Origin of the sequence: Pantoea sp. Cy-639 (assembly GCF_011752525.1) — a bacterium.
Lineage (GTDB): Bacteria > Pseudomonadota > Gammaproteobacteria > Pseudomonadales > Pseudomonadaceae > Aquipseudomonas.
Genome location: NZ_VWXI01000002.1, coordinates 304,843 through 328,875, shown reverse-complemented (window position 1 = coordinate 328,875; position 24,033 = coordinate 304,843). Strand labels below are relative to the sequence as shown.

At 63.3% G+C, this 24,033-nt stretch carries 23 protein-coding genes, 3 tRNA genes and 1 pseudogene; 10 read left to right on the top strand and 17 right to left on the bottom strand.

Annotated elements, in window-relative coordinates:
• Window positions 1-274 precede the first annotated feature (274 nt).
• Complete coding sequence (locus F3J43_RS03760; RefSeq protein WP_166883477.1) at window positions 275-697, bottom strand: quorum-sensing-regulated virulence factor family protein; 423 nt, start codon at window positions 695-697, stop codon at window positions 275-277.
• Here F3J43_RS03760 and F3J43_RS03755 point away from each other — a divergent pair.
• The 4 genes from F3J43_RS03755 to F3J43_RS03740 all read left to right on the top strand — a co-directional run bounded on the left by F3J43_RS03755 (window position 696) and on the right by F3J43_RS03740 (window position 2,959).
• Window positions 696-914, top strand: coding sequence for a hypothetical protein (locus F3J43_RS03755; RefSeq protein WP_166883476.1), 219 nt, complete (start codon window positions 696-698; stop codon window positions 912-914). The two genes, F3J43_RS03760 and F3J43_RS03755, sit on opposite strands and share 2 nt — an antisense overlap.
• A complete protein-coding gene (locus tag F3J43_RS03750) occupies window positions 911-1,621 on the top strand; it encodes a tRNA-uridine aminocarboxypropyltransferase (protein ID WP_166883475.1) in 711 nt (236 codons plus the stop codon). The genes F3J43_RS03755 and F3J43_RS03750 overlap by 4 nt, the downstream gene beginning before the upstream one ends.
• A gap of 247 nt (window positions 1,622-1,868) precedes the next feature.
• Window positions 1,869-2,519 (top strand): response regulator transcription factor ErdR, encoded by a 651-nt coding sequence (gene erdR, locus F3J43_RS03745; protein ID WP_166883474.1) that lies wholly within the window; start codon window positions 1,869-1,871, stop codon window positions 2,517-2,519.
• 74 nt (window positions 2,520-2,593) lie between these two features.
• Window positions 2,594-2,959, top strand: a complete 366-nt coding sequence (locus F3J43_RS03740) for a diacylglycerol kinase (RefSeq protein WP_166883473.1) — start codon at window positions 2,594-2,596, stop codon at window positions 2,957-2,959.
• A gap of 4 nt (window positions 2,960-2,963) precedes the next feature.
• On the opposite strand, the gene finR is transcribed toward F3J43_RS03740, so the two are convergent.
• Window positions 2,964-3,890 carry a LysR family transcriptional regulator FinR gene (gene finR, locus F3J43_RS03735; RefSeq protein WP_166883472.1) on the bottom strand — a complete coding sequence of 309 codons (927 nt, stop codon included), beginning with the start codon at window positions 3,888-3,890 and terminating at the stop codon, window positions 2,964-2,966.
• 120 nt (window positions 3,891-4,010) lie between these two features.
• Here finR and fpr point away from each other — a divergent pair, with 120 nt between their 5' ends.
• Window positions 4,011-4,790 carry a ferredoxin-NADP reductase gene (gene fpr, locus F3J43_RS03730; RefSeq protein ID WP_166883471.1) on the top strand — a complete coding sequence of 260 codons (780 nt, stop codon included), beginning with the start codon at window positions 4,011-4,013 and terminating at the stop codon, window positions 4,788-4,790.
• Window positions 4,791-4,860: 70 nt separating this feature from the next.
• On the opposite strand, the gene tsaA is transcribed toward fpr, so the two are convergent.
• The 5 genes from tsaA to rimO all read right to left on the bottom strand — a co-directional run bounded on the left by tsaA (window position 4,861) and on the right by rimO (window position 8,804).
• Window positions 4,861-5,553: a tRNA (N6-threonylcarbamoyladenosine(37)-N6)-methyltransferase TrmO gene (gene tsaA / locus F3J43_RS03725; protein ID WP_166883470.1), complete on the bottom strand. Its 693-nt coding sequence runs from the start codon at window positions 5,551-5,553 to the stop codon at window positions 4,861-4,863.
• Window positions 5,554-5,559: 6 nt separating this feature from the next.
• On the bottom strand, window positions 5,560-6,021 hold the full coding sequence (locus tag F3J43_RS03720) for a YehS family protein (protein ID WP_166883469.1): 462 nt from the start codon (window positions 6,019-6,021) through the stop codon (window positions 5,560-5,562).
• Between the two features lie 64 nt (window positions 6,022-6,085).
• Entirely contained in the window at window positions 6,086-6,796 is a 711-nt protein-coding gene (locus F3J43_RS03715; protein ID WP_166883468.1) for an rRNA pseudouridine synthase, read from the bottom strand.
• Window positions 6,797-6,917: 121 nt separating this feature from the next.
• A complete protein-coding gene (locus F3J43_RS03710) occupies window positions 6,918-7,376 on the bottom strand; it encodes a GNAT family N-acetyltransferase (RefSeq protein WP_166883467.1) in 459 nt (152 codons plus the stop codon).
• A gap of 96 nt (window positions 7,377-7,472) precedes the next feature.
• Entirely contained in the window at window positions 7,473-8,804 is a 1,332-nt protein-coding gene (gene rimO / locus F3J43_RS03705; protein WP_166883466.1) for a 30S ribosomal protein S12 methylthiotransferase RimO, read from the bottom strand.
• 235 nt (window positions 8,805-9,039) lie between these two features.
• Here rimO and F3J43_RS03700 point away from each other — a divergent pair, with 235 nt between their 5' ends.
• A complete protein-coding gene (locus tag F3J43_RS03700; protein WP_166883465.1) occupies window positions 9,040-10,950 on the top strand; it encodes a potassium transporter Kup in 1,911 nt (636 codons plus the stop codon).
• Window positions 10,951-11,022: 72 nt separating this feature from the next.
• Here F3J43_RS03700 and F3J43_RS03695 read toward each other — a convergent pair whose 3' ends face one another.
• The 5 genes from F3J43_RS03695 to F3J43_RS03675 form a co-directional block, all read right to left on the bottom strand.
• Window positions 11,023-12,315: a virulence factor family protein gene (locus F3J43_RS03695; protein WP_166883464.1), complete on the bottom strand. Its 1,293-nt coding sequence runs from the start codon at window positions 12,313-12,315 to the stop codon at window positions 11,023-11,025.
• A complete protein-coding gene (gene mprF, locus F3J43_RS03690; RefSeq protein WP_166883463.1) occupies window positions 12,315-14,957 on the bottom strand; it encodes a bifunctional lysylphosphatidylglycerol flippase/synthetase MprF in 2,643 nt (880 codons plus the stop codon). Before mprF ends, F3J43_RS03695 begins: the two co-directional genes overlap by 1 nt.
• A gap of 278 nt (window positions 14,958-15,235) precedes the next feature.
• A tRNA-Met gene (locus F3J43_RS03685) sits at window positions 15,236-15,312 on the bottom strand.
• A 130-nt stretch (window positions 15,313-15,442) separates the two neighbouring features.
• Window positions 15,443-15,519, bottom strand: a tRNA-Met gene (locus F3J43_RS03680).
• A gap of 134 nt (window positions 15,520-15,653) precedes the next feature.
• Window positions 15,654-15,730: transfer RNA gene (locus F3J43_RS03675), tRNA-Met, on the bottom strand.
• Between the two features lie 210 nt (window positions 15,731-15,940).
• Between F3J43_RS03675 and dinB the strand changes: the two genes are divergently transcribed.
• Window positions 15,941-16,999, top strand: coding sequence for a DNA polymerase IV (gene dinB, locus F3J43_RS03670; RefSeq protein ID WP_205297632.1), 1,059 nt, complete (start codon window positions 15,941-15,943; stop codon window positions 16,997-16,999).
• A 31-nt stretch (window positions 17,000-17,030) separates the two neighbouring features.
• On the opposite strand, the gene F3J43_RS03665 is transcribed toward dinB, so the two are convergent.
• From F3J43_RS03665 to F3J43_RS03655, 3 genes are all read right to left on the bottom strand, one after another.
• A complete protein-coding gene (locus tag F3J43_RS03665) occupies window positions 17,031-17,984 on the bottom strand; it encodes a YceB family lipoprotein (RefSeq protein WP_166883461.1) in 954 nt (317 codons plus the stop codon).
• Window positions 17,985-18,005: 21 nt separating this feature from the next.
• The gene (locus F3J43_RS03660) at window positions 18,006-19,721 is read right to left on the bottom strand and encodes a proline--tRNA ligase (protein WP_166883460.1); all 1,716 of its coding nucleotides are present in this window, start codon (window positions 19,719-19,721) and stop codon (window positions 18,006-18,008) included.
• A gap of 158 nt (window positions 19,722-19,879) precedes the next feature.
• Entirely contained in the window at window positions 19,880-21,172 is a 1,293-nt protein-coding gene (locus F3J43_RS03655) for an OprD family porin (RefSeq protein ID WP_166883459.1), read from the bottom strand.
• 753 nt (window positions 21,173-21,925) lie between these two features.
• Here F3J43_RS03655 and F3J43_RS03650 point away from each other — a divergent pair.
• Window positions 21,926-22,345, top strand: a complete 420-nt coding sequence (locus F3J43_RS03650) for an HIT family protein (protein WP_166883458.1) — start codon at window positions 21,926-21,928, stop codon at window positions 22,343-22,345.
• 2 nt (window positions 22,346-22,347) lie between these two features.
• Window positions 22,348-22,560, top strand: a complete 213-nt coding sequence (locus tag F3J43_RS03645; RefSeq protein WP_166883457.1) for a SlyX family protein — start codon at window positions 22,348-22,350, stop codon at window positions 22,558-22,560.
• A 17-nt stretch (window positions 22,561-22,577) separates the two neighbouring features.
• On the opposite strand, the gene F3J43_RS23760 is transcribed toward F3J43_RS03645, so the two are convergent.
• Both F3J43_RS23760 and F3J43_RS23980 read right to left on the bottom strand, forming a co-directional pair.
• Window positions 22,578-22,802 (bottom strand): cold shock domain-containing protein, encoded by a 225-nt coding sequence (locus tag F3J43_RS23760; protein WP_205297630.1) that lies wholly within the window; start codon window positions 22,800-22,802, stop codon window positions 22,578-22,580.
• A gap of 60 nt (window positions 22,803-22,862) precedes the next feature.
• Window positions 22,863-23,168, bottom strand: a pseudogene (locus F3J43_RS23980) (cold shock domain-containing protein membrane protein); the annotation flags it as partial.
• Between the two features lie 270 nt (window positions 23,169-23,438).
• Here F3J43_RS23980 and F3J43_RS03635 point away from each other — a divergent pair.
• The gene (locus F3J43_RS03635; RefSeq protein ID WP_166883455.1) at window positions 23,439-23,912 is read left to right on the top strand and encodes a Dps family protein; all 474 of its coding nucleotides are present in this window, start codon (window positions 23,439-23,441) and stop codon (window positions 23,910-23,912) included.
• The last annotated feature ends 121 nt before the right edge of the window (window positions 23,913-24,033 follow it).

The window sequence follows — 24,033 nt, the reverse complement described above, 5'->3', positions numbered from 1 at the left end:
CCATCTTGTTGGCGTTGTCTGGGGCTCGCTATCAATCTAGACGCTGACGCGCACTTGCGCTGTACCTGTTGCAGGCACCTCGGGCGAATGGCAGTGGGTTCGGGAAAGGAATGCACGCTGGTTGCAGTCAGGCTCTGTCGGCGCGACACGCCAGAAAGGGCCAGGAAGGCGAAGCCTGCGACACCTCCATCAGAGGGTGTCCAGGTCTTGTCCGCCGAGGCGCGCGCCGGCGATGAGCCGTGGCGCGCCAGGGGCAGTGATCAGAATGCCTGGATCACTTCTTTTTGTTACCGGCCACGCAGCTGGCGTTATCGAAGGCCTGGTCCATGATCGGCTGGTTGGTCTTGTAGACGGTGAACCGGTAGACCAGCACCGCGCCCTTGGACATGAGCTGGCGGTAGCCATTGTTACGGCACACGCTGTCGCCCAGTTGGCTGCGAACCTGTTGCGGGTTGGCCAGCATGCGCTCGGCGTGGCTTTCGCGCACGCTCAGGTGGTTGACCAGCGCTTTGCCTTTTTCCACCGTGTAGCCCTGGTCAAGAATGTCTTCGTTGATGGCGCGCGGGGTGCCGACGCTGCTTTCCTTGGCGACCTTCTGCAGCATCTGGGTCAGCTCGTACTCCTGCTTGGAGGCGGCCTGGGCAGCCAGAGGCAGGGCGAGCAGCAGGCTCAGGGTCGGAACGATAAGACGCAGCATGAATCTCTCCTGGTTCGGTGACTGGCGCTTTGACCTGCGCCGGCAGGCGGCGTTCCATGAAACACAGTGTTTCCAGGCCGCCAAAGCGCTCGATTATAGAGGAGCCTTGGCATTGGCTGCACGGCAAATGACGAACCCTCTGGTAGACTGGCGCTTTGTCACCCGCCGAGTCGTTCCCGTGTCCGTTTCCCCTTTTCATCAAGGCCTGCAGCCATGAGCCACGCGGTAGCGCGGCTGCGTGCCGAGCGCCTGGCGCGCAGCAACAAACCCTTCGTCGCCCGTGGCTCTCGGGCCGAGCGCTGTCCCCAGTGCCGGGTGATCGCCACCCATTGCCTATGTGCCTGGAAACCGCGGGTACAGGCCGACGCCGGCATGTGCCTGATCATGCATGACACCGAGCCGTTGAAACCGACCAATACCGGTTGGCTGATCGCCGATATCATCGATGACACCTCGGCCTTCGGCTGGCTGCGAACTGCGGTAGACGAACGTCTGCTGGCTTTGCTCGACGACCCGCAATGGCAGCCCTACATCGTCTTCCCTGGCGAGTTCGTCGCTCAGGAGCGAGTGGTTAGCGAGGTGGTGCGGGTGCCGGGCAAGCGGCCGCTGTTCATCCTGCTCGACGCGACCTGGACCGAGGCGCGCAAGATGTTTCGCAAGAGCCCCTACCTGGACCGTTTCCCGGTGCTCAGCCTGCAACCTGAGCAGATGTCGCGCTATCGCCTGCGCCGCTCCAAGCGTGATGATCACTTCTGTACGGCGGAAGTGGCGGCCATGTGCCTGGACCTGGCCGGTGATAACCAGGCTTCGCAGGCGCTGGACGCCTACCTGGATGTGTTCAGCCTGCACTACCTCAGTGGCAAGCGACGCCTGCCCCTGGACGAGCAGGACGAGGTCCATCAGCGTTTGCATACCTTCCTATAGTCCAAGGGGCAGGCGTGGCGGTTTGGTTCATACTGTCGAGGCTGGCAGCCAGGGTGGGCGGAGTCGACCGGCTTGACCACCCGGTCAGTGCTCGGCATCCTTGGCGCCGCTTCGGACACGACGAAGAGACTGTTTCCCCGAACTTCGCCGTGCCATCCCGGCCGCGGCCCCGCCGTTCGCGCCTTGAGTTGCCTGCCAGGCGTCTCCCACATCCATGCGCCTGGCACAGAACAGGATCCATAGATCGATGGCCACATACGAAATCCTGATTGCCGATGACCACCCGCTGTTCCGTAGCGCCATGCGCCAGGCCGTGACCCTTGGCCTTGGCACCGACGTACGGTTGGTCGAGGTGGCGAGCATCGCCGAGCTGGAAACCCGCCTGACCGAGAAAGCCGACTGGGACCTGGTCCTGTTGGACCTGAACATGCCCGGCGCCTACGGCTTCTCTGGCCTGGTCCTGCTGCGTGGGCAGTATCCGCAGATTCCGGTGGTGATGGTCTCGGCCCAGGAAGAGGCGGCGGTGGTGGTGAAGTCCCGCGAGTTCGGTGCCAGCGGCTTCATTCCCAAGTCGAGCAACCTGGAGGTGATCCAGGATGCCGTGCAGAAAGTGCTCGATGGCGATGTGTGGTGGCCACCGCAGGCCTTCGACAAAGTCGACGTATCGGCCGAAGCCAAGGCCGCCAGCGAAGGTCTGGCCAGCTTGACCCCGCAGCAGTTCCGCGTGCTGACGATGGTCTGCGAAGGCTTGCTGAACAAGCAAATCGCCTATGAACTGAGCGTCTCCGAAGCCACCATCAAGGCCCACGTGACCGCGATCTTCCGTAAGCTCGGTGTCCGCACTCGGACCCAGGCGGCGTTGTTGTTGCAACAACTTGAATCGGTTTCGGGTAGCTAAGCCCACGCTTCTTCACGCTTTTTTGACCCGGCCTGGACTAGCCTGCTGGCCTTTTATCGGGAAGTGATTCACGCATGTCGCCATTCAAGGGCCAGACCGGCCTCAAACGCATCGTCAACGCTGCAGGCTACTCGCTGGATGGTCTGTGCACTGCCTTCAAGGGCGAGGCCGCGTTCCGCCAACTGGTATTGCTCAACGTGCTGTTGATCCCGACCGCCTTCTGGCTGCCGGTCAGTCGTGCCGAGCGGGCGATCCTGATCGCCGTGTGCCTGCTGGGGCTGATCGTCGAACTGTTGAACTCGGCCGTCGAGGCCGCCATCGACCGTATCTCCCTCGAACGTCACCCGTTGTCGAAGAACGCCAAGGACATGGGCAGTGCCGCGCAACTGGTGGCGATGAGCATGGTTGCGGTGGTCTGGGGCGTGATACTGCTCGGCTGAGTGCTCAGGCAATCGGTGGCAGGACGATTTCGTCGCTGCGTCGCACGCCGGCAGTGAAATTGCGGCACAGTTCGAGGAACTCGCGCATTGCCGAGGTCTGATACTTCTGTTTGTGCCAGATGAAATAGAACTGTCGTGACAGGTCCAGGGCCGGGGTTTCCACCGGCACCAGGCTGCCGCGGCGGAAAGCGTCGCGCAGGGCCAGGCGCGAGATACAGCCAATGCCCAGGCCTGACTCCACCGCGCGCTTGATCGCCTCGGTGTGTTCCAGTTCCAGACGGATGTTCAGGTTGGCGCGGTGATGGCGCATGGCCTGGTCGAACGTCAGGCGCGTGCCAGAACCTTGTTCACGCAGAATCCAGGCCTCATGGGACAACTGCTCGATGTCGGCATGACCGACCTTGGCCAGTGGGTGCTGAGGGGCGCAGAACACCACCAGCTCATCCTCCACCCACGGCTGCACCTCGAGATCGGGGTGGCTGCAGTCGCCTTCGATTAGACCCAGGTCAATTTCGTAATGGGCCACTTGTTGCACGATATGCGCGGTGTTCTGCACGTGCAGCTTGACCTGGCTTTCCGGATGCAACTGCATGAAGCTGCCGATCAGCAGCGTGGCCAGGTAGTTGCCGATGGTCAGGGTGGCGCCGACCGAGAGTGAGCCGAACCCCGACTTGCCGTTGAGCAGGTCCTCGATTTCCTTGGCCTGGTCGAGCAGGGCGACCGCCTGCGGCAGCAGTTGGTGCCCCAAGGCATTGAGGCTCAGGCGCTTGCCGGCACGGTCGAACAGCTGACAACTGGACTGGCGCTCCAGCTCGGTGATCGAGGTACTGGCGGCGGACTGTGACAAGGCCAGTACCCCCGCGGCCCGGGACACGCTCTGGTGCTGGGCGACGGCGACGAAGACCTGGAGCTGGCGGAGTGTGAATCGCATATCTATATAACCGATAACACATATCTTGATAATTCAGTTAACAGATATTGTCGCTGCGCCTACACTATCGCGCAACTGCGCGTCTTGCGCGCGCTGCGTCTTTCTTCAGGAGCCCCATCGATGAGCAACATGAACCACGAACGTGTCCTCAGTGTGCACCACTGGAACGACACCCTGTTCAGCTTCAAGTGCACCCGTGACCCGGGCCTGCGCTTCGAGAACGGTCAGTTCGTGATGATCGGCCTGCAGCAGGACAATGGCCGTCCGCTCATGCGTGCCTACTCCATTGCCTCGCCGAACTGGGAAGAGCACCTGGAGTTCTTCAGCATCAAAGTGCCGGATGGTCCACTGACCTCACAGCTTCAGCACCTGAAGGAAGGCGACGAGATCATCATCAGCAAGAAGCCTACCGGTACCCTGGTGCTCGACGACCTGAACCCCGGCAAGCATCTGTACCTGCTGAGCACCGGCACTGGCCTGGCGCCGTTCATGAGCGTGATCCAGGATCCTGAAACCTACGAGCGTTTCGAGAAGGTGATCCTGGTCCACGGTGTGCGCTACGTGAACGAAGTGGCTTACCGCGAGTTCATCACCGAACACCTGCCGCAGAACGAGTTCTTCGGCGATGCGGTACGCGAGAAGCTGATCTACTATCCGACCGTGACCCGCGAGCCGTTCGAGAACCAGGGGCGTCTGACCGACCTGATGCGCAGCGGCAAGCTGTTCAGCGACATCGGCTTGCCACCGATCAATCCTCAGGATGACCGCGCGATGATCTGCGGCAGCCCGAGCATGCTCGACGAGACCAGCGAAGTACTGGACAGCTTCGGCCTGAAGATCTCCCCGCGCATGCGCGAGCCAGGCGACTACCTGATCGAGCGTGCATTCGTCGAGAAGTAAGGCGAGCGCAGTACACAAAAAACGCAGGCTTGGCCTGCGTTTTTTTATGCCTGCTTGCTAGCGTGGGGTATCACTCAGGCGTGACTTCCAGTACGCGGATCACATCCGGCTGCGGGTAGTGCCAGCGTACCTGTACGTCCCAGAACTTCACGCCATAAACCCGCTCCGGTGGCGGGATCTGGTAGGCCGGGCGTGGGTCCTGGGCCAGGCATTGCTCGATCAGCGCCACCAGCGGCTCATCCAGACGCAGGGCGTGCTCCCGGGCCTGGGGCAGGGCACTGTCGCTCCACTGCACGGCAATGGGCTGCGGTGCGGCGTCAGCCATCTGGTTGGTGGCGGTAGGGACGCTGTCGGCATAGGGCACATAGGGCTTGATATCCAGTACTGGCGTGCCGTCGAGCAGGTCGATGCCTGACAGCAGCAGGCGCCCTGGTTCGACACCTTCCAGGCGTACTACCGATTGGCCGATGCCATTGGGGCGGTGCGTCGCCCGGGTGGCGAACACCCCCATGCTCTTGTTGCCGCCCAGGCGCGGCGGACGCACTTTCAGTCGTGGCTTGTCCTCCAGCGCTTCATGGAACAGGAACAGCAGCCAGACATGGCTGACCTGCTCCAGGCCTGCCACCGCGTCGCCCTGGTCGAATGGCGGCAGCAGTTCGAGGGTGCCACGGGCCGCGGGTGCCAACTGTGGCTGGCGCGGGATGGCGAACTTCTCCTTGAAGCAGGAGCGCACGATACCGACCGGTGAGACCGTATGTTGCATGGTTGTTCAGCCACGCACGCGCAGGGTGAGGCCCTTGAGGAAGTTGCGCAGCAACTGGTCGCCGCAGGGGCGGTAGTTGTCGTGGCCGACCTTGCGGAACAGTGCGCTCAGTTCTGGCTTGGAAACCGGGAAGTTGACCGCCTTGAGCACCGCGTGCAGGTCGTCCTCCTTGAGCTCGAAGGCCACCCGCAGCTTCTTGAGGATGGTGTTGTTGGTCACCGGAACCTCGATGGGCTGCGGCGCGCGGCTGTCGTCACGGCCGCGACGGTGGATCACCAAGCCGTCGAGGAAGTGCGCCATGACCTTCTCCGGGCAAGGCACGAAACCGGGCTCCTCTTCTTTCTTGACGTAGCCGGCCATGGCCTCGGCGGTCACTTCCAGGCCGGAGAGCGCGACGATCTCGGCCATCTTCTGGTCATTGACCTTGAGCATGTAGCGCAGGCTGCGCAGTACATCGTTGTGGTTCATTGCAGCGAATCCTGTTCAGGTGCCGCGGCAGTCATTGCGCGGCGGTATTGCTGGGTTACGGACCTCAGAAACGTTCGGTGGTGGCCAGATAGCGCCATTGTCCCAATGGCAGCTTGCCCATCGACACGCCACCCAGACGGATGCGGCGCATGCCGAGCACCCGTAGGCCGGCGGTTTCGCACAGCTGTTCGATCATCCCGGGTTGCGGGTTCTTCAGGACCATGCGCAGGTGCTGTTCGTTCTGCCAGCTGGCCTTGGCCTTCGGCAGTTCCACGCCCTTGCGCTCGACGCCGCGGGCCAGGCGCTCAAGGGCGCCCGGCTTGGCCTCGCCGCTGACCTGGACGATGTACTCCTGCTCCATGCGGCGCAGATCGGCGTCGAGCTTGCGGGTCACCCGCCAGTCCTGGGTGAACAGTTGCAGGCCGCTGGCGCCGGGCAGCAAGGGCGCCACACAGGCCTGACGAGCGAAGTGCCCGTGCAGCGGGCGTACGCCTTCGCGGTGCGCCTCGCTGAGGCTGGCCATGGTCATGCCGGCCTGGGCGCTGGCGCAGTCCTGGCCGGCCAGCTGGTTGAGCAGCAGGGTGACCGGCTCGAGGCTGTCGGCACGGGCACCGGGCAGTAGCTGGACCTGCTGCTCGGCCACCTTGAACTGCGGCTGCTCGACCACCACCCCGTCAACGGTGACCCAGCCGCCTTCGATGTACAGTTCGGCCTCTCGGCGGGAGCAGCCAAGCTGTTCGATAAGGCGTTTGGAAAGGCGAATGGGTTCGGACATGGAGACAGGTTTCACGAGGCGGGGAAAGGTTCCATTGTACCTGTCCGCGCAGCATTGCGGCTGCAAATCGATGTCATTTCCGCTCAATCGGAGGCGACAGACGGTATCTTGGGCACAAGTATCAGGATGCTGTACGAATCAGCCGCATATGCAGTAGGGGGTATGGTTGGCCGAGCCCGTCGGTCTCTGAGCGGCCGACCACTTCGAAGCCTTCGTGCAAGTAGAAGCCCAGGGCCTGAGGGTTCTGCTCGTTGACATCCAGGCGTTCGGCGTTGAGCTCGGCCACCGCATGGCGCAACAGGCGCTGGCCAATGCCCTGGCCACGATGCTCGGGGGCGACGAACAGCAGGTCGACCCGGCCGTTGGCGACGCCGGCGAAGCCCAGGATATGGCGTTTGCTGTCCTTGCAGCAGACCAGCATCACTGCGTCCAGGTAGCGCCGCAGCACGTGCTCGCGCAGCAGTTGGATGTAGGCGTCGGGAAGAAAGTCATGGGTGGCGCGTACCGACGCCTCCCACACTCGGACCAGTTCCGGGTAGTCGGCGTAGCGGGGTGTCTGCAGTGTCAGGGTTGGCTTCATCCTTGGGCGGCTCCTGCGCGATGATGGCCTCTGAACACAACATAGATGCAAAAAAATACCCCGCCAGCGGGCGGGGTATCTTCATGAGGCGATCGCTCAGACCGGTTCGGCCCACATGTCGTATTCGTCGGCATCGACGATACGGCAGCGCACCTTGTCGCCCGGCTTGAAACCGTGGTCGCCGTCGATGAACACGCTGCCGTCGATTTCCGGTGCGTCGAAGAAGCTGCGGCCAACCGAACCCTGCTCCTCGACCTCGTCGATCAGCACTTCGATCTCCTTGCCGATGCGCTGCTGCAGGCGTGCGGCGCTGATGGCCTGCTGGTGCGCCATGAAGCGGTCCCAGCGCGCCTGCTTGACGTCATCCGGCACTTCTTCCAGGCCCAGGTCGTTGGCCGGGGCGCCTTCGACCGGCGAATACTGGAAGCAGCCGACGCGGTCGAGCTGGGCTTCGGTCAGCCAGTCGAGCAGGTACTGGAAGTCTTCTTCGGTCTCGCCGGGGAAGCCGACAATGAAGGTCGAGCGGATCACCAGCTCAGGGCACTGCTCACGCCACTGCTTGATGCGTGCCAGGGTGCGGTCCTCGAAGGCCGGGCGCTTCATCGACTTGAGCACCTTGGGGCTGGCGTGCTGGAACGGGATGTCCAGGTACGGCAGGATCTTGCCGGCGGCCATCAGCGGGATCACGTCGTCGACGTTCGGGTACGGGTACACGTAGTGCAGGCGCACCCAGGCGCCCAGGCTGCTCAGGGCCTCGCACAGCTCGAGCATGCGGGTCTTGACCGGGCGACCGTTCCAGAAGTCGGTCTTGTACTTGACGTCGACGCCATAGGCGCTGGTGTCCTGGGAGATCACCAGGATCTCCTTGACGCCGGCCTTGACCAGGCGCTCGGCCTCGCTCAGCACTTCGCCGACCGGGCGGCTGACCAGCTTGCCGCGCATCGACGGGATGATGCAGAAGCTGCAGCTGTGGTTGCAACCTTCGGAAATCTTCAGGTAGGCGTAGTGACGCGGGGTCAGCTTGACGCCCTGGGGCGGCACCAGGTCGATCAGCGGGTTATGGTCCTGGCGTGGCGGCACCACCTCGTGCACGGCGTTGACCACCTGCTCGTACTGCTGGGGGCCTGTGACCGACAGCACGCTCGGGTGCACGTCGCGGATATTGCCTTCCTCGACACCCATGCAGCCGGTGACGATGACCTTGCCGTTTTCCTTGAGCGCTTCGCCGATCACTTCCAGCGACTCGGCCTTGGCGCTGTCGATGAAGCCGCAGGTGTTGACCACCACCACGTCGGCATCCTCGTAGGTGGGCACGACTTCATAGCCTTCCATGCGCAGCTGGGTGAGGATGCGCTCGGAATCGACCAGGGCCTTGGGGCAGCCCAGGGAAACGAAGCCGACCTTCGGAGTGGCGGGAGTGGTGGACATGGCTAACCTCGGTATTGAATACAGGTCGCCCGGCCAGTAACGGGGGCGATCCTGGTGGGCGCTTTTGGCGCCTCTGATCAAAAAGTGCGCAATTCTAGCGAGGGCAAGGTCGCTTTACCAGCAGAAAAGCGACGAACGCTGCGCTATGCTTCGCGCCGTTGTGCGGGGGCGTGCGCGATGCCCTTGCACGGGTGGTTATTCAACCGGTCTAGAAGGCCTTCTGCGGGAGTGGTCGATGGTTCAGGCAAGCAGTCACGCCGAAGGCGGGCACGAGGGCAAGCAGGGCGCGGCACGGCCGCTGAGCCTGCTCGTGGCAGCTGTTGGGGTGGTCTATGGCGATATTGGCACCAGCCCGTTGTATACCCTCAAAGAGGTCTTCACCGGCGGTTACGGGGTGCAAGTCAACCATGATGGCGTGCTCGGTATCCTGTCGCTGATCCTCTGGTCGCTGATCTGGGTGGTCTCGATCAAGTACGTGGTGTTCATCCTGCGGGCCGACAACCAGGGCGAAGGCGGCATCATGGCGCTCACGGCCCTGGCCAGGCGTGCTTCGGCGCCCTACCCGAAACTGCGCACGATGATGGTGGTGTGCGGGTTGATCGGCGCGTCGCTGTTCTATGGCGACAGCATGATCACGCCGGCGGTGTCGGTGCTCTCGGCGGTGGAGGGGATGCAACTGGCATTCGACGGCATTGATCACTGGGTGGTGCCTATTGCCCTGGTCGTGCTGGTGGGGCTGTTCCTGGTCCAGAAACATGGCACGGCGAAGATCGGCATCATGTTCGGCCCGGTGATGGTCACCTGGTTCCTGGTGCTGGCGGCACTGGGCGTCCATGGGATCGCGCAGAGTCCGGAAGTGCTCAAGGCATTCAACCCGGGTTGGGCGGTGAATTTCTTCATCGTCCACCCGGGCATGGGCGTGGCGATTCTGGGGGCGGTGGTGCTGGCGCTGACAGGGGCCGAGGCGTTGTACGCCGACATGGGGCACTTCGGTCGAAAACCGATTGCCCGTGCCTGGTTCGCCCTGGTGCTGCCTGCGCTGGTGCTCAACTACTTCGGCCAGGGGGCGATCCTGCTGCAGGATGCCGAAGCCGCGCGCAACCCGTTCTACTTGCTGGCGCCAAGCTGGGCCCTGCTGCCGCTGGTGGTGTTGGCCACCTTGTCGACGGTGATCGCGTCCCAGGCGGTGATCTCCGGGGCCTTCTCCCTGACCCGCCAGGCGATCCAGCTCGGTTATGTGCCACGCATGCAGGTCCAGCACACCTCCAGCGACGAGCAGGGGCAGATCTACATCGGCGCGGTGAACTGGACGCTGATGGTCGGCGTGGTGCTGCTGGTGATCGGCTTCGAATCGTCCGGCGCCCTGGCAGCGGCCTACGGCGTTGCCGTGACCGGCACCATGCTGATGACGACCTTGCTGGTCGCCACGGTAATGCTGTTGCTGTGGAAGTGGCCGCCCGTGCTGGCCGTGCCCATCCTGATCGGCTTCCTGCTGGTGGATGGGCTGTTCTTCGCCGCCAACGTGCCGAAGATCGTCCAGGGCGGCGCCTTCCCGGTGCTGGCCGGCGTCGTGCTGTTCGTGCTGATGAGCACCTGGAAGCGTGGCAAGCAGATTCTGGTCGACCGTATCGACGAAGGCGCGCTGCCGTTGCCGCTGTTCATCAGCAGCATCCGTGTGCAACCTCCGCACCGGGTCGAGGGTACCGCGGTGTTCCTCACCGCGCGTTCGGATGCCGTGCCGCACGCCTTGCTGCACAACATGCTGCACAACCAGGTACTGCACAGCCAGGTGGTGTTGCTGACCGTGGTCAGCGAGGATCGCCCGCGGGTGCCGGAGCATGAGCGCTTCGAGGTAGAGACGTATGGCGATGGCTTCTTCCGGGTGCTGCTGCACTTTGGCTTCATGGACGAACCGGACGTGCCGGCGGCCTTGAAACTCTGCCATCTGGACGGATTGGACTTCAGCCCGATGCGTACCACTTATTTCCTGAGCCGGGAAACGGTGATCGCCTCGCGCCTGGAGGAGATGTCGCGCTGGCGGGGCAACCTGTTCGCATTCTTGCTGAAGAATGCCAACGGTAACCTGAGGTTCTTCAACCTGCCGCTCAATCGGGTGATCGAACTGGGTACCCAGGTCGAGATCTGACTGCAGAACCGTCGCGGGGCAAGCCCGCTCCCACGGTCGACGTGGGAGCGGGCTTGCCCCGCGACGTATGGATCACTTTTCAGCGACGTTGGACTTCCCCTGGCGAGTCTCGATCTCGTCGATCAGGCGCTTGGCCAGGGCCGGGTAGTTCTCGTCGAAGTGGTGGCCGCCCGGCAGCTTCATGCGCTCGCCTACCGCCGTCTTGTCGGTGCAGCCGCTTTCGTCGGTTTCTTCCACGCCATAGACGCAGACCACCTTCGAAGCCGGCAGCCTGGCCATTTCCGGCCCGGTCGGTGCCTCCTGGCCTTCCTTGCCCAACCAGCCCTCGACCTCGATCTCGAAGCTGCCGCTGCGGGCGAAGGCCAGCAGGATCACTGCGTCGATGCGCTTCTGGTCTTCTGCGGACAGGCGGTTGTAGATCGCCGGCAGTACGTCGGCACCGAACGAGTAGCCCGTCAGCACGAAGCGCTTGGTGCCCCACTTCTGACGGTAGTGCTGCATCAGCTCGCTGAGGTCGGCGGCGCTTTGTTCCGGGGTCTTGTGCTGCCAGTAGTAGCGCAGCGTGTCGATGCCTACCACCGGGAAGCCGAGCTTGGCCATTTCACCGGCCACGTCACGGTCCAGGTCGCGCCAGCCGCCATCGCCGGAGAGGAACAGGGTGACGGTATCGGTGGTCTGGCCGGCCGGAACTTCCACCACCGGTATGGCCAGGGCATTGCCGTCCTGCCCTACCAGGGCCTGGGTCAGCTGGGCCTTGAGCACTTGTGGCAGGTGGATGTCGTAGTCGGCGATGCTGGTCTCGGCGTTGGCCTGGTCGCGCACGAAGGCGGCGCTGGCATCGTCCGGGTTGTCGTTCCAGGCTACGTTCCAGTGGCCATGGGCGGCCGACTTGGGCAGGGCGGCCTGGCAACCCGGTTGCTCGAGGTTGAAGTCAACCGAGATGGCGCGGGCCTTGTCGTCGGTCTGGGTGGCCAGCCAGCGCCATGCCTGGGCGGCGCCAGGGCCGATACCAGCGACCAGGGTCGGCTTGTCGGACAACTGGGTCATGGCCTGGTCCAGGGCCGCCTGCTGCTTGGTGCAGTCGGTGGCCGGCAGAATGACCTGCACCAGCTGGGCATCGCCCGCTTGGCTCAGGTCGAGCAGTTGCTTGTCGGTCAGGGCCTGTTCTTGTGGAACGCCGATGGCCACCCGGGCCTTGGCATGCACGCCGGGGGTGGCGCGGGTCAGGCTGCTGCCATCACTCAGGGTCAGGTGCTCCAGGTGCGCCTCGGGCGCTGGCCGGGTCCACAGCCAGAAGGCCGTGGCGCCGGCCAGCGCGGCCAGCAGCAGGGGAATCAGTACGTACAGCCAATAGCGTCGGATCATCAACGTTTCACCAATCCAGTCAGGCCGCCAGCGATCAGGGCGGCGGTATCGGCCAGTGCCACCAGCGGGTCGAGCCCGGCCGGCACGGCCATGTAGCGAGGTTCCCAGTCCGGCTGGAACTTGTCCTTGAAGCGCCGCAGGCCCTGGAAGTTGTAGAGCTGTTCGCCACGCTGGAACACCATCGACCCCAGACGTTGGGTCAAGGGCGCGCCACGGCGTGGCTGCAAGCCGGAAAGGGGGACCATCCCCAGGCTGAAACGGCCATAGTCGTGGCTCTTATAGTGAAGGATCAGACCAATCATCATGAATTCCATGGTCAATTTCGGCGCCTCCGGATGGGCGCGCATCAAGTCGAGGCTGGCCAGTTCGTTGCTGTGGGTTTCCAGCAAGTTGGCGAAGGCGACCGGACGCCCCTGGAAGCGGATCAGGGCGATACGGAAGTGCTGCAGGTATTCAGGGCTGAAGCGGCCGAGGGAGAAGCCTTTCTCGCGCACGTTCTTGCCGGTGAGCCAGGCATCGGAAATCTCCTTGAGCTCCGCCAGCGGCGCATGGCCGGGTTCATGGATCTCCAGGCTCAGACCGTCGCGGCCACCTCGGTTCCAGGTATAGCGCAGGTCCTTCATCTCCTTGCCCTTGGCGTCGATGTCGAAGTGGCGCAGGTCGACGCGGGCCTCTTCGCCGAGCTTGATCGCGGTCAGGCCGATGTCCATGTAGAACGGCAGGTTTTCCGCGCGCACCTGGTAGAACACCGGGCGGGCATGATGCAGGTCGCACAGGTCGCGGAACTGCCAGATCATCTCGGCGCGTTCCTGGGCCGGGCCGATCGGGTCGTACAGTGCCACCAGGCTGCGGCCGCGGCGAGCGTACATGAGGAAGGCGCTGTCGCTGGGGTGGAACAGCAGCGCCTTGTCGCCGGTCAGGGCCAGGCCGCCGTCGGGCTGGTCGGAGGCCAGCAGGATGCGGTTGGCGCGCTGCAGTTCGTCCTCGGTGGGCAGATGGATCACCGGGCGAGCGGTGCGCAGCAGCCAGGTCAGCGAGACGATCACCAGCAGCAGCGCGCTGCCCATGGCCGCGCGCAGGCCGCGCGGGGCGTCTGCGTCGAGGGTGAACTGCCACCACAGCTTGTGGGTGTAGGGGACGTCCTGGTAAGCGAACAGCAGCAGCCACACCGAAGCGCCGACCACGCAGGCGCTGGCCACCAGGTAGACCGGCGAGAACGGCAGCTCGAGCAGGCGGCTGGGGCGGTAGAACGAACGGCGGAACAGGGCGAGCAGGGCGGCGGTGAAGCACATCAAGGTGGCTTCTTCCCAGTCGAAGCCCTTGAGCAGCGACAGCACCGCGCCCACCAGTAGCAGCACGGTGGTCAGCAGCCAGGCGGCCGACAGGCGTCGACGCAGGCCTTGGGCCAGCAGCAGGCAGAGCACTCCGATCAGGCTGGCGCCGAAGTGCGAGGCGTCGATCAGGCGGTGCGGAATCAGGAAGCCCATGTGCTCCAGGCGGCTGTCGATCTCGGGCGTGGCACCGGAGAACAGCAGCACCACGCCGGAGAGGAACACCAGGATTGCCAGCACGGGCGCGGCCAGGCCGGAGGCGGCGCGGATGGCCTGTTGTGCGAACAGCAGGCGGCGCGCTTCGTTGGCCAGCAGCAGCACGCAGGCCACCAGCAGGGGCAGCACCACATAGATCAGGCGGTACAGCAGCAAGGCTGCGGCCAGCGGGGCGGCGCCCAGTTGATTGGCGAAGGCCGCCAGCAGGATGGCCTCGAACACGCCGACGCCACCGGGTACATGACTGAGCACGCCGGCCGCCAGGGCCAGCAGGTAGATCAGCACAAAGGCGCCGAATGGCGGGGCTTCTGGCAGCAGCAGGTAGAGCACGGTTGCGGCGGCGGCGACATCGAGCGCGGTGATCAGCAGTTGCAGGGCAGCCAGGCGTCCGCTGGGCAGGCGCAGGGTGCGACGGCCGAACTGCACCAGCAGGTTGTCGGCCAGTGGTTGTTCCGGCAGGCGGCGACGGTAGAGGCCGATCACCAAGGCCGCGGTGGCCACCAGCACGGCCACGGCGATGCCGCCCAGCAGCGTGGCGGGCAGGTGCAGGGCGTTGGCGGCGTCGGACAGGTCGCTCAAGGTGGCGATGGCGGCCAGGGGCGGCAGGGCACAGCCCAGCGACAAGCTGGCGAACACGGTCATGCGCGCGACTTCGGCAGCGTTCAGGCCTTTGCGAGCATACAGGCGGTAGCGCACCGAGCCCCCGGAGAGCATCGACAGGCCGATGGCATTGCCGATGGCGAACGCGCTGAAACCACCCAGTACCAGCGTACGAGGCGGCAGGTGTACGGCGGCGAAGCGACTGGCGGACCATTCATAGCCGAGCAGGATCACGAAGCCGACCACAGTGGCCAGCAGGGCACCGAGCAAGGCATGGGTCGGCACGCTGAGCATGGCGTCATGCAGCGCATAGATGTCCAGTTCGCTGAGCAGATGACGGCAGGCGATCAGGCCCATGGCGAACAGCAGCAGGGTCAGCGCCAGGCCCAAGGGTTGACGGTACTTGCTCAGGCGTTCCAGCCAGGGCAGGCGTTGCGCAGCCGTGGGCAGGGCTGCGGTCAGCGGTGCCTGGGTTTCGGGAGTGGGGGCGGTCATGGGGTTCCCCGTGCAATCAGCGCGAGGTGGAAGCAAGGTACGGCCAAGTGAAAGTCCCTTTGGAAAACGTGTCCCGATATTACTCCGGGCCGGGTGGTTAATCTGTTTCAGGATAGTTAAAGATAGTTCATCCAGCCGGGCGGAAAGAGGCCGGGAAGCCAGGCGGGGCAGGGGATGCGCTCGCTGGCGAAGATAGCGCTCGGCCAAGGGAAGGGGAAGGGCCAAATGCAACAAGCCCCGCACTATCTTTCGATAGGCGGGGCTTGTTCTGACGAATATGGTTGCGGGAGCCGGATTTGAACCGACGACCTTCGGGTTATGAGCCCGACGAGCTACCAGGCTGCTCCATCCCGCGTCAGAGGTGCGCATTCTACGGATCTTTGCTGGAGTGTCAAGTATTAGCGCTTGATTTATAGCGCTAATTTTCCAGGGATAAATACGAGGCAATAAAAAAGGCCACTGTAAACAGTGGCCTTTCTTGAATCTGGTTGCGGGAGCCGGATTTGAACCGACGACCTTCGGGTTATGAGCCCGACGAGCTACCAGGCTGCTCCATCCCGCGTCAGAGGTGTGCATTCTACGGATCTTGGCTCGGGTGTCAAGCGTTAGTGCTTGATTTATAGAGTAAATTCCCCGAGGGCAAACGCTGGGCAATAAAAAAGGCCACTGTCGAAACAGTGGCCTTTTTATTGAATCTGGTTGCGGGAGCCGGATTTGAACCGACGACCTTCGGGTTATGAGCCCGACGAGCTACCAGGCTGCTCCATCCCGCGCCTGTGGAATCGAATTCTACGGAATTGCTTCCCTGTGTCAAGCATTAATTTCAGAAAAATCATTTTTGTTCAATGCCTTAGCGCTCTCGTCTGGCCTGCGGGTCAGCAGTGGTGGGGCTTGCAGGCCGATTGTCGTGCCCAGGCTGTCTCATGGCAGGGGCTTGGGGTAGTATCTGTATGAATTTACAGTACTGGCTGTCGTCCATGTCCCTGCGCAAGATCATTCATATTGATTGTGACTGTTTCTACGCCGCCATCGAGATGCGCGACGATCCGCGCCTGGTCGGTCGGCCCATGGCGGTGGGTGGGCAGCCGGGGCAGCGTGGGGTGATCGCCACGTGCAACTATGAGGCGCGGGCCTACGGTGTGCGTTCGGCCATGTCGTCCGGGCATGCCCTGAAACTGTGCCCCGATCTGTTGATCGTCAAGCCGCGCTTCGAGGCCTATCGCGAAGCCTCGCGGGAGATCCACACGATCTTTCGCGACTACACCGAGCTGATCGAGCCCTTGTCGCTGGACGAAGCCTATCTCGATGTCAGTGACAGCCAGTGGTTCGCTGGCAGTGCCACGCGCATCGCCGAAGACATCCGCAGGCGCGTCGCCAGGCAACTGCACATCACGGTATCGGCCGGCGTGGCACCCAACAAGTTCCTGGCCAAGATTGCCAGTGATTGGCGCAAGCCCAATGGCCTGTTCGTCATCACGCCCGATCAGGTCGAGGCTTTCGTTTCAGCCTTGCCGGTCGCCCGCCTGCATGGAGTCGGCAAGGTGACCGCCGAGAAGCTGTCGCGGCTGGGCATCGACACCTGTCTGTCGCTGCGTGACTGGTCACGCCAGGCCTTGGTGCGCGAGTTTGGCAGTTTTGGCGAGCGGCTATGGGGGCTGGCGCGGGGGATCGATGAACGGGTGGTGCAGACCGACAGCAGGCGACAATCGGTCAGTGTCGAGAACACCTACGACCACGACCTGCCAGACCTGGCCAGCTGCCTGGAGAAGCTGCCCGAATTGCTGGCCAGTCTGAACGAGCGGGTCGCGCGGATGGACAGCAGCTATCGGCCGGACAAACCCTTCGTCAAGGTCAAGTTCCACGACTTCAGCCAGACGACGATGGAGCAGGCGGGCGCGGGGCGGGATCTGGAGAGTTATCGACAGTTGCTCAGCCAGGCGTTCGCCCGAGGGGGCAAGCCGGTTCGCCTGCTAGGGGTAGGGGTGCGGCTGCGTGATCTGCGTGGGGCGCACGAGCAGTTGGAGTTGTTCGGGGATATATAGAAGAAGGGCCGCAATGCGGCCCCTTTCTGTATTACTGCGCGCCTGGATCGGCGACCAGGCGTCCGGTGGCCTTGGTCAGCGAACGCAAGAAGTCCTGTTGCAGCTCTGGATCGTTGCGGGTCAGCTCGACCAGGCTTTGCTCCAGTTCGCTGGCCTCTTCCTCCAGGCCCAGTTCCGACAGGCGCTTGACCCGATGGACCCACTGGCCGACATCGTCGTCTTCCAGGTCGTCGAAGATCAGGTCGTGGGCCTCGAGCAGTTTGCCGCGCAGGTTGCCGCTGACCAGCAGGCTGGCGTCGCCGCGCACCCCGTTTTCCTCGTCGACCACCTGCAGGTGCAGGGTGCCGATGTGGTTGAGGTTCTGCTCCGAGAATGGGCTGTCCAGCAGGTTCAGGCGCAGCATGCCATTGCGATCGGTGGTCAGTTCGTGGGTCAGCTTGCCAGCCTTGACCTCGACCAGACGCTCGCTCCACGGCAGGTTGACCAGTTCCTCATGCTTGCTCTTCTCGACTTCGCTGATCCCGGCCAGGTTCTGTTGCGCTCGTCCGTTGGACTGCGTGTTCATGAACGGGTTGAGCCCATCCAGGCCATAGCTGAGCCAGTCGTGGGTCACGCTGCTCGGCAGGTTGCCCAGGGTGAACACGTTGACCACATTGGCGCCAATGCCGGCGACCACGGCCACCGCGCCGAGGGGAATCTCGTAGACCTCCCGCCAGGGTTGGTAGGGCGTGTAGCGGTCGTAGCGGCGGGTCACCTCATATTCGGTGACCTCGAAACGCTTTTGTTCATGAATGCGCACGCGTCGTTGCGGAAGCTCCATTACCTTCGGCTCGCCGACATCGATCTGCAGACTATGCTCGAGCAGCTTGCGCTCGACGCGCTCCTCGTGATCGCTGCGCTGGGACATCTGGTTGGCGCAGCCGCTGAGGAGCAGGGCGCCGCATAGTGCGGCGCCCCCCAGGGTAGAGGTACTTCGCTTGGACATGATCACTCGCGCAAGGGTTAATCAGCGGCGGATGCGGGCCTGCAGGAAGGTCAGCGCTTCAGCGAGCGGCAGCGCCTGGGCGTCCGACTCGGTGCGGTGCTTGTATTCCAGGTTGCCTTCGGCCAGGCCGCGGTCGCTGACGACGATGCGGTGCGGGATGCCGATCAGCTCCATGTCGGCGAACTTGATGCCGGGGCTGGTCTTCTTGTCGCGGTCGTCCAGCAGCACTTCGTAACCGGCGGCGGTCAGCTCGGCGTACAGCTTGTCGGTCGCCTCGCGTACCACGTCGGTTTCGTAGCGCAGCGGCACCAGGGCGATCTGGAACGGTGCCAGGGCGTCGTTCCAGATGATGCCCTTGTCGTCGTGGTTCTGCTCGATGGCAGCGGCGACCACGCGGGACACGCCGATACCGTAGCAGCCCATGGCCAGGGTCACCGGCTTGCCGTTCTCGCCCAGTACCTGGCACTTGAGTGCCTCGCTGTACTTGGTGCCGAGCTGGAAGATGTGGCCGACCTCGATACCACGCTTGATCACCAGGGTGCCCTGGCCATCCGGGCTCGGGTCGCCGGCGACGACGTTGCGCAGGTCTGCAACCTGGGGAACCGGCAGGTCACGCTCCCAGTTCACGCCGAAGTAGTGCTTGTCGTCGATGTTGGCGCCGATGCCGAAGTCGCTCATCAGGGCGACCGAGCGGTCGATGACGCACTCCAGCGGCAGGTTCAGCGGGCCGAGGGAGCCGGCGCCGGCACCGATGGCGGCGCGCAGTTCGGCGTCCGAGGCCATTACCAGCGGGTCGGCGACTTGCTCCAGCTTGGCTGCCTTGATTTCGTTCAGCTCGTGGTCGCCACGAATCACCAGGGCGACCAGCTTGCCTTCCTCGGCTCCGTGCACGATCAGGGTCTTGACGGTCTTTTCGATCGCCAGGCCATAGTTCTCGACCAGTTGCGCGATGGTCTTGGCGTCCGGGGTATCGACCAGGCGCAGCTCTTCGCTCGGAGCCGGGCGCACGGTTTCACGCGGGATGGCTTCGGCTTTCTCGATGTTGGCGGCGTAGTCGGAGGTGTCGCTGAAGATCACGTCGTCTTCGCCCGAGGAGGCGAGCACGTGGAATTCGTGGGAGTAGCTGCCACCGATGGAGCCGGTGTCGGCCTGCACCGGACGGAAGTCCAGGCCCAGGCGGGTGAAGATGTTGCTGTACGCCAGGTGCATGCGGTCGTAGGTTTCCTGCAGGGAAACCTGGTCGGCATGGAAGGAGTAGGCGTCCTTCATGATGAATTCGCGGCCGCGCATCAGGCCGAAGCGCGGACGGATCTCGTCACGGAACTTGGTCTGGATCTGATACATGTTCAGCGGCAACTGCTTGTAGCTGGACAGCTCGTTGCGCGCGAGATCGGTGATCACTTCCTCGTGGGTCGGGCCGACGCAGAATTCGCGGTCATGGCGGTCCTTGACGCGCAGCAGCTCCGGGCCGTACTGCTCCCAGCGGCCGGATTCCTGCCACAGTTCGGCAGGCTGGATGCTCGGCATCAGTACTTCGAGGGCGCCGGCGGCGTTCATTTCTTCGCGGACCACGGCCTCGACCTTGCGCATCACCCGCAAGCCCATCGGCAGCCAGGTGTACAGGCCGGAGGCCAGCTTGCGGATCATGCCGGCGCGCAGCATGAGCTGATGGCTGATGACCACTGCGTCGGCAGGGGTTTCTTTCTGGGTGGCGAGCAAATATTGACTGGTGCGCATGGAGAGCCGTGCCGATTGCCTGAATGTTGGATGACCCCGCATTGTACGGGGGCGAAACGAAAGCGTACAGGATGCCCCAGGGCGGGGCGCTTGTCAGCCATGAAAAAGCCCGGCGCTGGGCCGGGCTTTCTCGTTTGTGAAGCGCTGCAGGCCGGAGCTTACAGGATGCTCAGCGGGTATTCGACGATCAGGCGCAGTTCGTCGAGCGAGCCCGAACCGTAGTAGACGCCATCGCTGGAGCGATAGGTGGCCTGGCGGACGCGGAAGCTCAGGTCCTTGGCAGGGCCTTCCTGCAGGACGTACTTCACGTCGATGTCGCGTTCCCATTCCGTGCCGTTGTTGGTGGTGGCGGTATTGGCGCCGGTACCACGCACGTAGCGGGTCATGAAGGTCAGGCCTGGAATGCCGTATTCGGCGAAGTTCAGGTCGTAGCGTGCCTGCCAGGACTTCTCGTCTTCGGCGTTGAAGTCGGAGCGGGCGATGGAGTTGGCCAGGAACACGGTACCGCCACCGTCCACGCCGTAGCCGTAGTCGCCGTCGCCGGTGACGCGCTGGTAGGCGATGGTGAAGGTGTGGGCGCCGATGTTATAGGCGCCGGACAGGCTGTAGGCGCGGTTGTCGAGCTTGGTGATCTCGTCCTTCTCGGCGCGCTGCAGGCCACGGCCGTCGCTCTTGGTGTCATAGATGTTGAAGTCGAACACCAGACCCTGATTGGCGGAGATCGGCAACGCCCAGTTGACGTTGGCGTAGTACTTGCGCCAGTAGTCCTCGACCTTCGAGTAGTACAGGCTGGTGGTCAGGCTGTCGGTGAAGGCATAGGTGCCACCGAAGACATCGGCTTGCTTCAGGTGCAGGCTGTCGTGCTCGGTTTCGGCCTGGGCGTTCAGTGCGGTGAAGTGACCGGCGTGCAGGGTCAGGCCCTTGATCTCGTTGCTGGTCAGCAGCGCGCCCTGGACGGTTTCCGGCAGCAGGCGGCTGTCGTCGGTGGCCAGCACGGGCAGTGCGGTGAACTGGTCGCCGACCTTCAGCACGGTATCGGAAATACGGAACTTAACGGCCGCGCCGCCTTTGGAGTAGTCATCCTGGGAGCGGTAGTCGGAGCCGGTAGGGAACAGGCCGGTGCCCGAATAGCCGCGGCCGCTGTCGAGCTTGAGGCCGAGCAGGCCGATGGCGTCGACGCCGACACCGACGGTGCCCTGGGTGAAGCCCGACTCGAAGGTGCCGATGAAGCCCTGGCCCCATTCACGCTGGTCGTGGCGGCGATTCTGTAGTTTGTAGCTGGCCGGCTCGCTGTTGCGGTAGTCGCGGCTGAAGTACAGGTTGCGCAACTTGACGTCGAGCTTGCTGTCTTCAATGAATCCCTTGGCGTCGTCCTGGGAAGAGGCGAAGGCCATCTGCGAGGTCCCTGCCGCAACGGCCAGGGCGATCATGCTCCACTTCATCACGCGCATCGTGATTTGCTCCTTTGGTTTTAGGAAGAGTACCGCCGCGCCCAAGTGTTCTAGTTATATGGGGCAGCTCTTTCTTGTTATGTCGGCGAAAATCTATCTCACGCTGACTTGTCTTGGCGAGATGGTCGTCAGCAACCTTTCGGTAACTTTACGGCCCTGTCGCTCTGGGGTGTCTCCATGTCGCAAATCACGCCTTTCAATATAAAGAGGCGTATGACGTCAGCGCTGTTCCCGGGGTCGCATGCCGGCATGAACCTGCATGCTGCCTGGTTAAACTCCCTGGTTGAAACCGATGCCGCTGTGGTCATTTGTCGCGTGCCCCCTGCATGGCAGGAGGCGTGCCGACCTGGCGTGGAGGGAATGCAACAAGCATGCTCAAAATCACGAACGCTTGATGAATTTTTCACACGCCCCCTGAGTGAAAGGGCAAACCTTCGTAAATACGGGCTGCCGCCTGGTCGAAGGGTGCTGGGTAGTAGTCGTCTGGTCCAGGCGGGAGCTGCCTTCAAAGTCAAGGTGTTACCGACAACTGTTGATCTTGCGTGTTTTATGTGACGGAAGTGTGGTGGTGGCGCCAGGCGGCGCCACTTTATGGTGCGAAAAGTAGCGATGTGTTACCGCGCTGGGGCGCCATTCCCTATGCCGCTGTCCGGTCTGTCGATGTGCCCGTGTGGTCTCGGGGCAGGCGCGGTATCCTTGCGCACTTGTGGCCGACCTGACGGGTGGGCCGTTTCGAATGTAAGGAGATTTGCCGTGTTCACTCTCGATGCGCGCCTGCAGCAGGATTCCCTGGTGCTGGGCGACTTGCCGCTGTGCCGCTTGCTGTTGAGCAAGGACGCCAACTACCCGTGGTTCATCCTGGTGCCGCGCCGTGCCGAGGTCAGTGAGCTGTTCGAGCTCGAGGAGGCCGACCAGCAGCAGCTGTGGGCGGAGAGCACCGCGCTGGCCGAGGCGCTCAAGGATGCGTTCGCCGCTGACAAGATGAACATCGCCACCCTGGGCAATGTCGTCAGCCAACTGCACATGCATGTCATCGTTCGTCGTCATGGCGATGCCGCCTGGCCGGCGCCGGTCTGGGGCAAGGTTCCGGCCATCGACTATGCGCCGGAGCAGGTCGAGGGCATTCGCCAGCAAATGCGAGCATTGCTGGGCGACAGCTTCAAGGAGGCATGAGGATGACGCAGGAGCTGGAAATGCGCATCACTGAGCTGGAGACGCGCCAGGCGTTCCAGGATGACACGCTGCAGGCGCTCAATGACGTGGTCGTCGAGCAGGGGCGGGTGATCGAGCGCCTGCAGATGCAGGTGGCCGAGCTGATCAAGCGTTACGAAGAGGTGGTCGGCCAGTATGGCGACGCAGGAGAGGAAGCGCCGCCGCCTCATTACTGAGTGCGGCGGCAGGTGGGTCAGCGGCGCGGGACCGCGACCACGTCTTCGGCTTGCAGGCCTTTGTCGCGGTGCATCACCGAGAACTCCACGCGCTGGCCTTCGACCAGTACCCGGTGGCCTTCGCCACGGATGGCGCGAAAGTGCACGAAGATATCGTCACCGGCGTCGCGGGAGATGAAGCCGAACCCTTTGGACGTGTTGAACCACTTCACGGTGCCGGTATCCCGTTTGCCGGCATCCAGCGATACGCCCGGGTTGCGTGCGCGGCGTGCGCTGCGGGCGAAGCCGGCGATCAGGTGCAGGGCAGCGGCCAGGGCGGCGCAGGCCAGGGCGGGCAGGTTGCCCAGCTCTGGACGGGCCAGCAGGGTGATGGTCTGCAGGATCACCGCCACGACCAGCAGGATGCTGGTGGCTTGTTGCAGGTGCTGGCGCATGCCTCTGTAGTACTGCGGCAGGGCTGGAGCCAGGATCAGGTTGAGCAGGCCGAGCAATGCCAGGTAGATGGCATCGGGTTGTTGCAGGAACGGTGTCGCGTCGGTTCTGAGGCTGGGTATGAGCGAAAGCAGCAAGGCAGCCGCGCCCGTCACCAGATGGACGATCTTGAACATTTGGTTTGGCTCACATTGATAAGGCCGATCACAGGATGAGCTGGTCGCACGGTGCGCGTGAGGTGTAGGCGCAAAAACGTGACGAGCCAGCCTATGCACCCGGCAATGACAATCCGCACGGGTGGCACGCTGCCTATTTAACAGCAAAGGCGGGGGGTTCTCAAACCATGGTGCCATTGCAGCTCTGTGTCGCATGCGCAGCGCCCGGGGTCTTGGTACAGTGTCTGCTGCCCGCCTGCTCGAAGCAGGCCTTATGGAAAGGGGAGCTTCATGGCAATCGATATCGGTATCAATGAAGAAGATCGCAAGTCCATCGTCGAAGGACTGTCCCGCCTGTTGTCGGATACCTACGTGCTGTATCTGAAAACCCATAACTTCCACTGGAACGTCACCGGTCCGTCGTTCCGCACCCTGCACCTGATGTTCGAGGAGCAGTACAACGAACTCGCCCTGGCCGTGGACTCGATTGCCGAGCGCATACGCGCGCTGGGCTTCCCGGCGCCGGGTTCCTATGCCTTCTATGCCCGGCACTCCTCGATCAAGGAGGAGGAGGGCGTGCCGCCGGCCGAGGAGATGATCCGGCAGTTGGTCCAGGGGCAGGAGGCCGTGGTGCGTACTGCGCGCAGTATTTTCCCTGCGGTGGACAAGGTCAGCGACGAGCCGACGGCCGATCTGCTCACCCAGCGCATGCAGGTGCACGAAAAGACGGCCTGGATGCTGCGGGTTTTGCTCGACGGGAAATGATTGCCTCTGGCACTGCATCAAACCGTTGAAAACCGGGCCCGATGCCTTGGCTGGCATCGGGCCCTGCTGTTTCGGGGGAAGGCTTTGCCACTGCCCGTGAGTAAGATGGGCGGGCTTCATT

Excerpts from the sequence above, each read along its gene's own strand:
- F3J43_RS03740 (WP_166883473.1), top strand. The coding sequence starts at position 2,594 with ATGTCGCCATTCAAGGGCCAGACCGGCCTCAAACGCATCGTCAACGCT.
- F3J43_RS03710 (WP_166883467.1), bottom strand. The coding sequence starts at position 7,376 with ATGAAGCCAACCCTGACACTGCAGACACCCCGCTACGCCGACTACCCG.
- F3J43_RS03750 (WP_166883475.1), top strand. The coding sequence starts at position 911 with ATGAGCCACGCGGTAGCGCGGCTGCGTGCCGAGCGCCTGGCGCGCAGC.
- F3J43_RS03645 (WP_166883457.1), top strand. The coding sequence starts at position 22,348 with ATGACGCAGGAGCTGGAAATGCGCATCACTGAGCTGGAGACGCGCCAG.
- F3J43_RS03755 (WP_166883476.1), top strand. The coding sequence starts at position 696 with ATGAATCTCTCCTGGTTCGGTGACTGGCGCTTTGACCTGCGCCGGCAG.
- F3J43_RS03635 (WP_166883455.1), top strand. The coding sequence starts at position 23,439 with ATGGCAATCGATATCGGTATCAATGAAGAAGATCGCAAGTCCATCGTC.
- F3J43_RS03760 (WP_166883477.1), bottom strand. The coding sequence starts at position 697 with ATGCTGCGTCTTATCGTTCCGACCCTGAGCCTGCTGCTCGCCCTGCCT.
- F3J43_RS03660 (WP_166883460.1), bottom strand. The coding sequence starts at position 19,721 with ATGCGCACCAGTCAATATTTGCTCGCCACCCAGAAAGAAACCCCTGCC.
- fpr (WP_166883471.1), top strand. The coding sequence starts at position 4,011 with ATGAGCAACATGAACCACGAACGTGTCCTCAGTGTGCACCACTGGAAC.
- F3J43_RS03715 (WP_166883468.1), bottom strand. The coding sequence starts at position 6,796 with ATGTCCGAACCCATTCGCCTTTCCAAACGCCTTATCGAACAGCTTGGC.
- F3J43_RS03665 (WP_166883461.1), bottom strand. The coding sequence starts at position 17,984 with ATGTCCAAGCGAAGTACCTCTACCCTGGGGGGCGCCGCACTATGCGGC.
- mprF (WP_166883463.1), bottom strand. The coding sequence starts at position 14,957 with ATGACCGCCCCCACTCCCGAAACCCAGGCACCGCTGACCGCAGCCCTG.
- rimO (WP_166883466.1), bottom strand. The coding sequence starts at position 8,804 with ATGTCCACCACTCCCGCCACTCCGAAGGTCGGCTTCGTTTCCCTGGGC.
- F3J43_RS03720 (WP_166883469.1), bottom strand. The coding sequence starts at position 6,021 with ATGAACCACAACGATGTACTGCGCAGCCTGCGCTACATGCTCAAGGTC.
- F3J43_RS03655 (WP_166883459.1), bottom strand. The coding sequence starts at position 21,172 with ATGCGCGTGATGAAGTGGAGCATGATCGCCCTGGCCGTTGCGGCAGGG.
- tsaA (WP_166883470.1), bottom strand. The coding sequence starts at position 5,553 with ATGCAACATACGGTCTCACCGGTCGGTATCGTGCGCTCCTGCTTCAAG.
- F3J43_RS03695 (WP_166883464.1), bottom strand. The coding sequence starts at position 12,315 with ATGATCCGACGCTATTGGCTGTACGTACTGATTCCCCTGCTGCTGGCC.
- F3J43_RS03700 (WP_166883465.1), top strand. The coding sequence starts at position 9,040 with ATGGTTCAGGCAAGCAGTCACGCCGAAGGCGGGCACGAGGGCAAGCAG.
- erdR (WP_166883474.1), top strand. The coding sequence starts at position 1,869 with ATGGCCACATACGAAATCCTGATTGCCGATGACCACCCGCTGTTCCGT.
- finR (WP_166883472.1), bottom strand. The coding sequence starts at position 3,890 with ATGCGATTCACACTCCGCCAGCTCCAGGTCTTCGTCGCCGTCGCCCAG.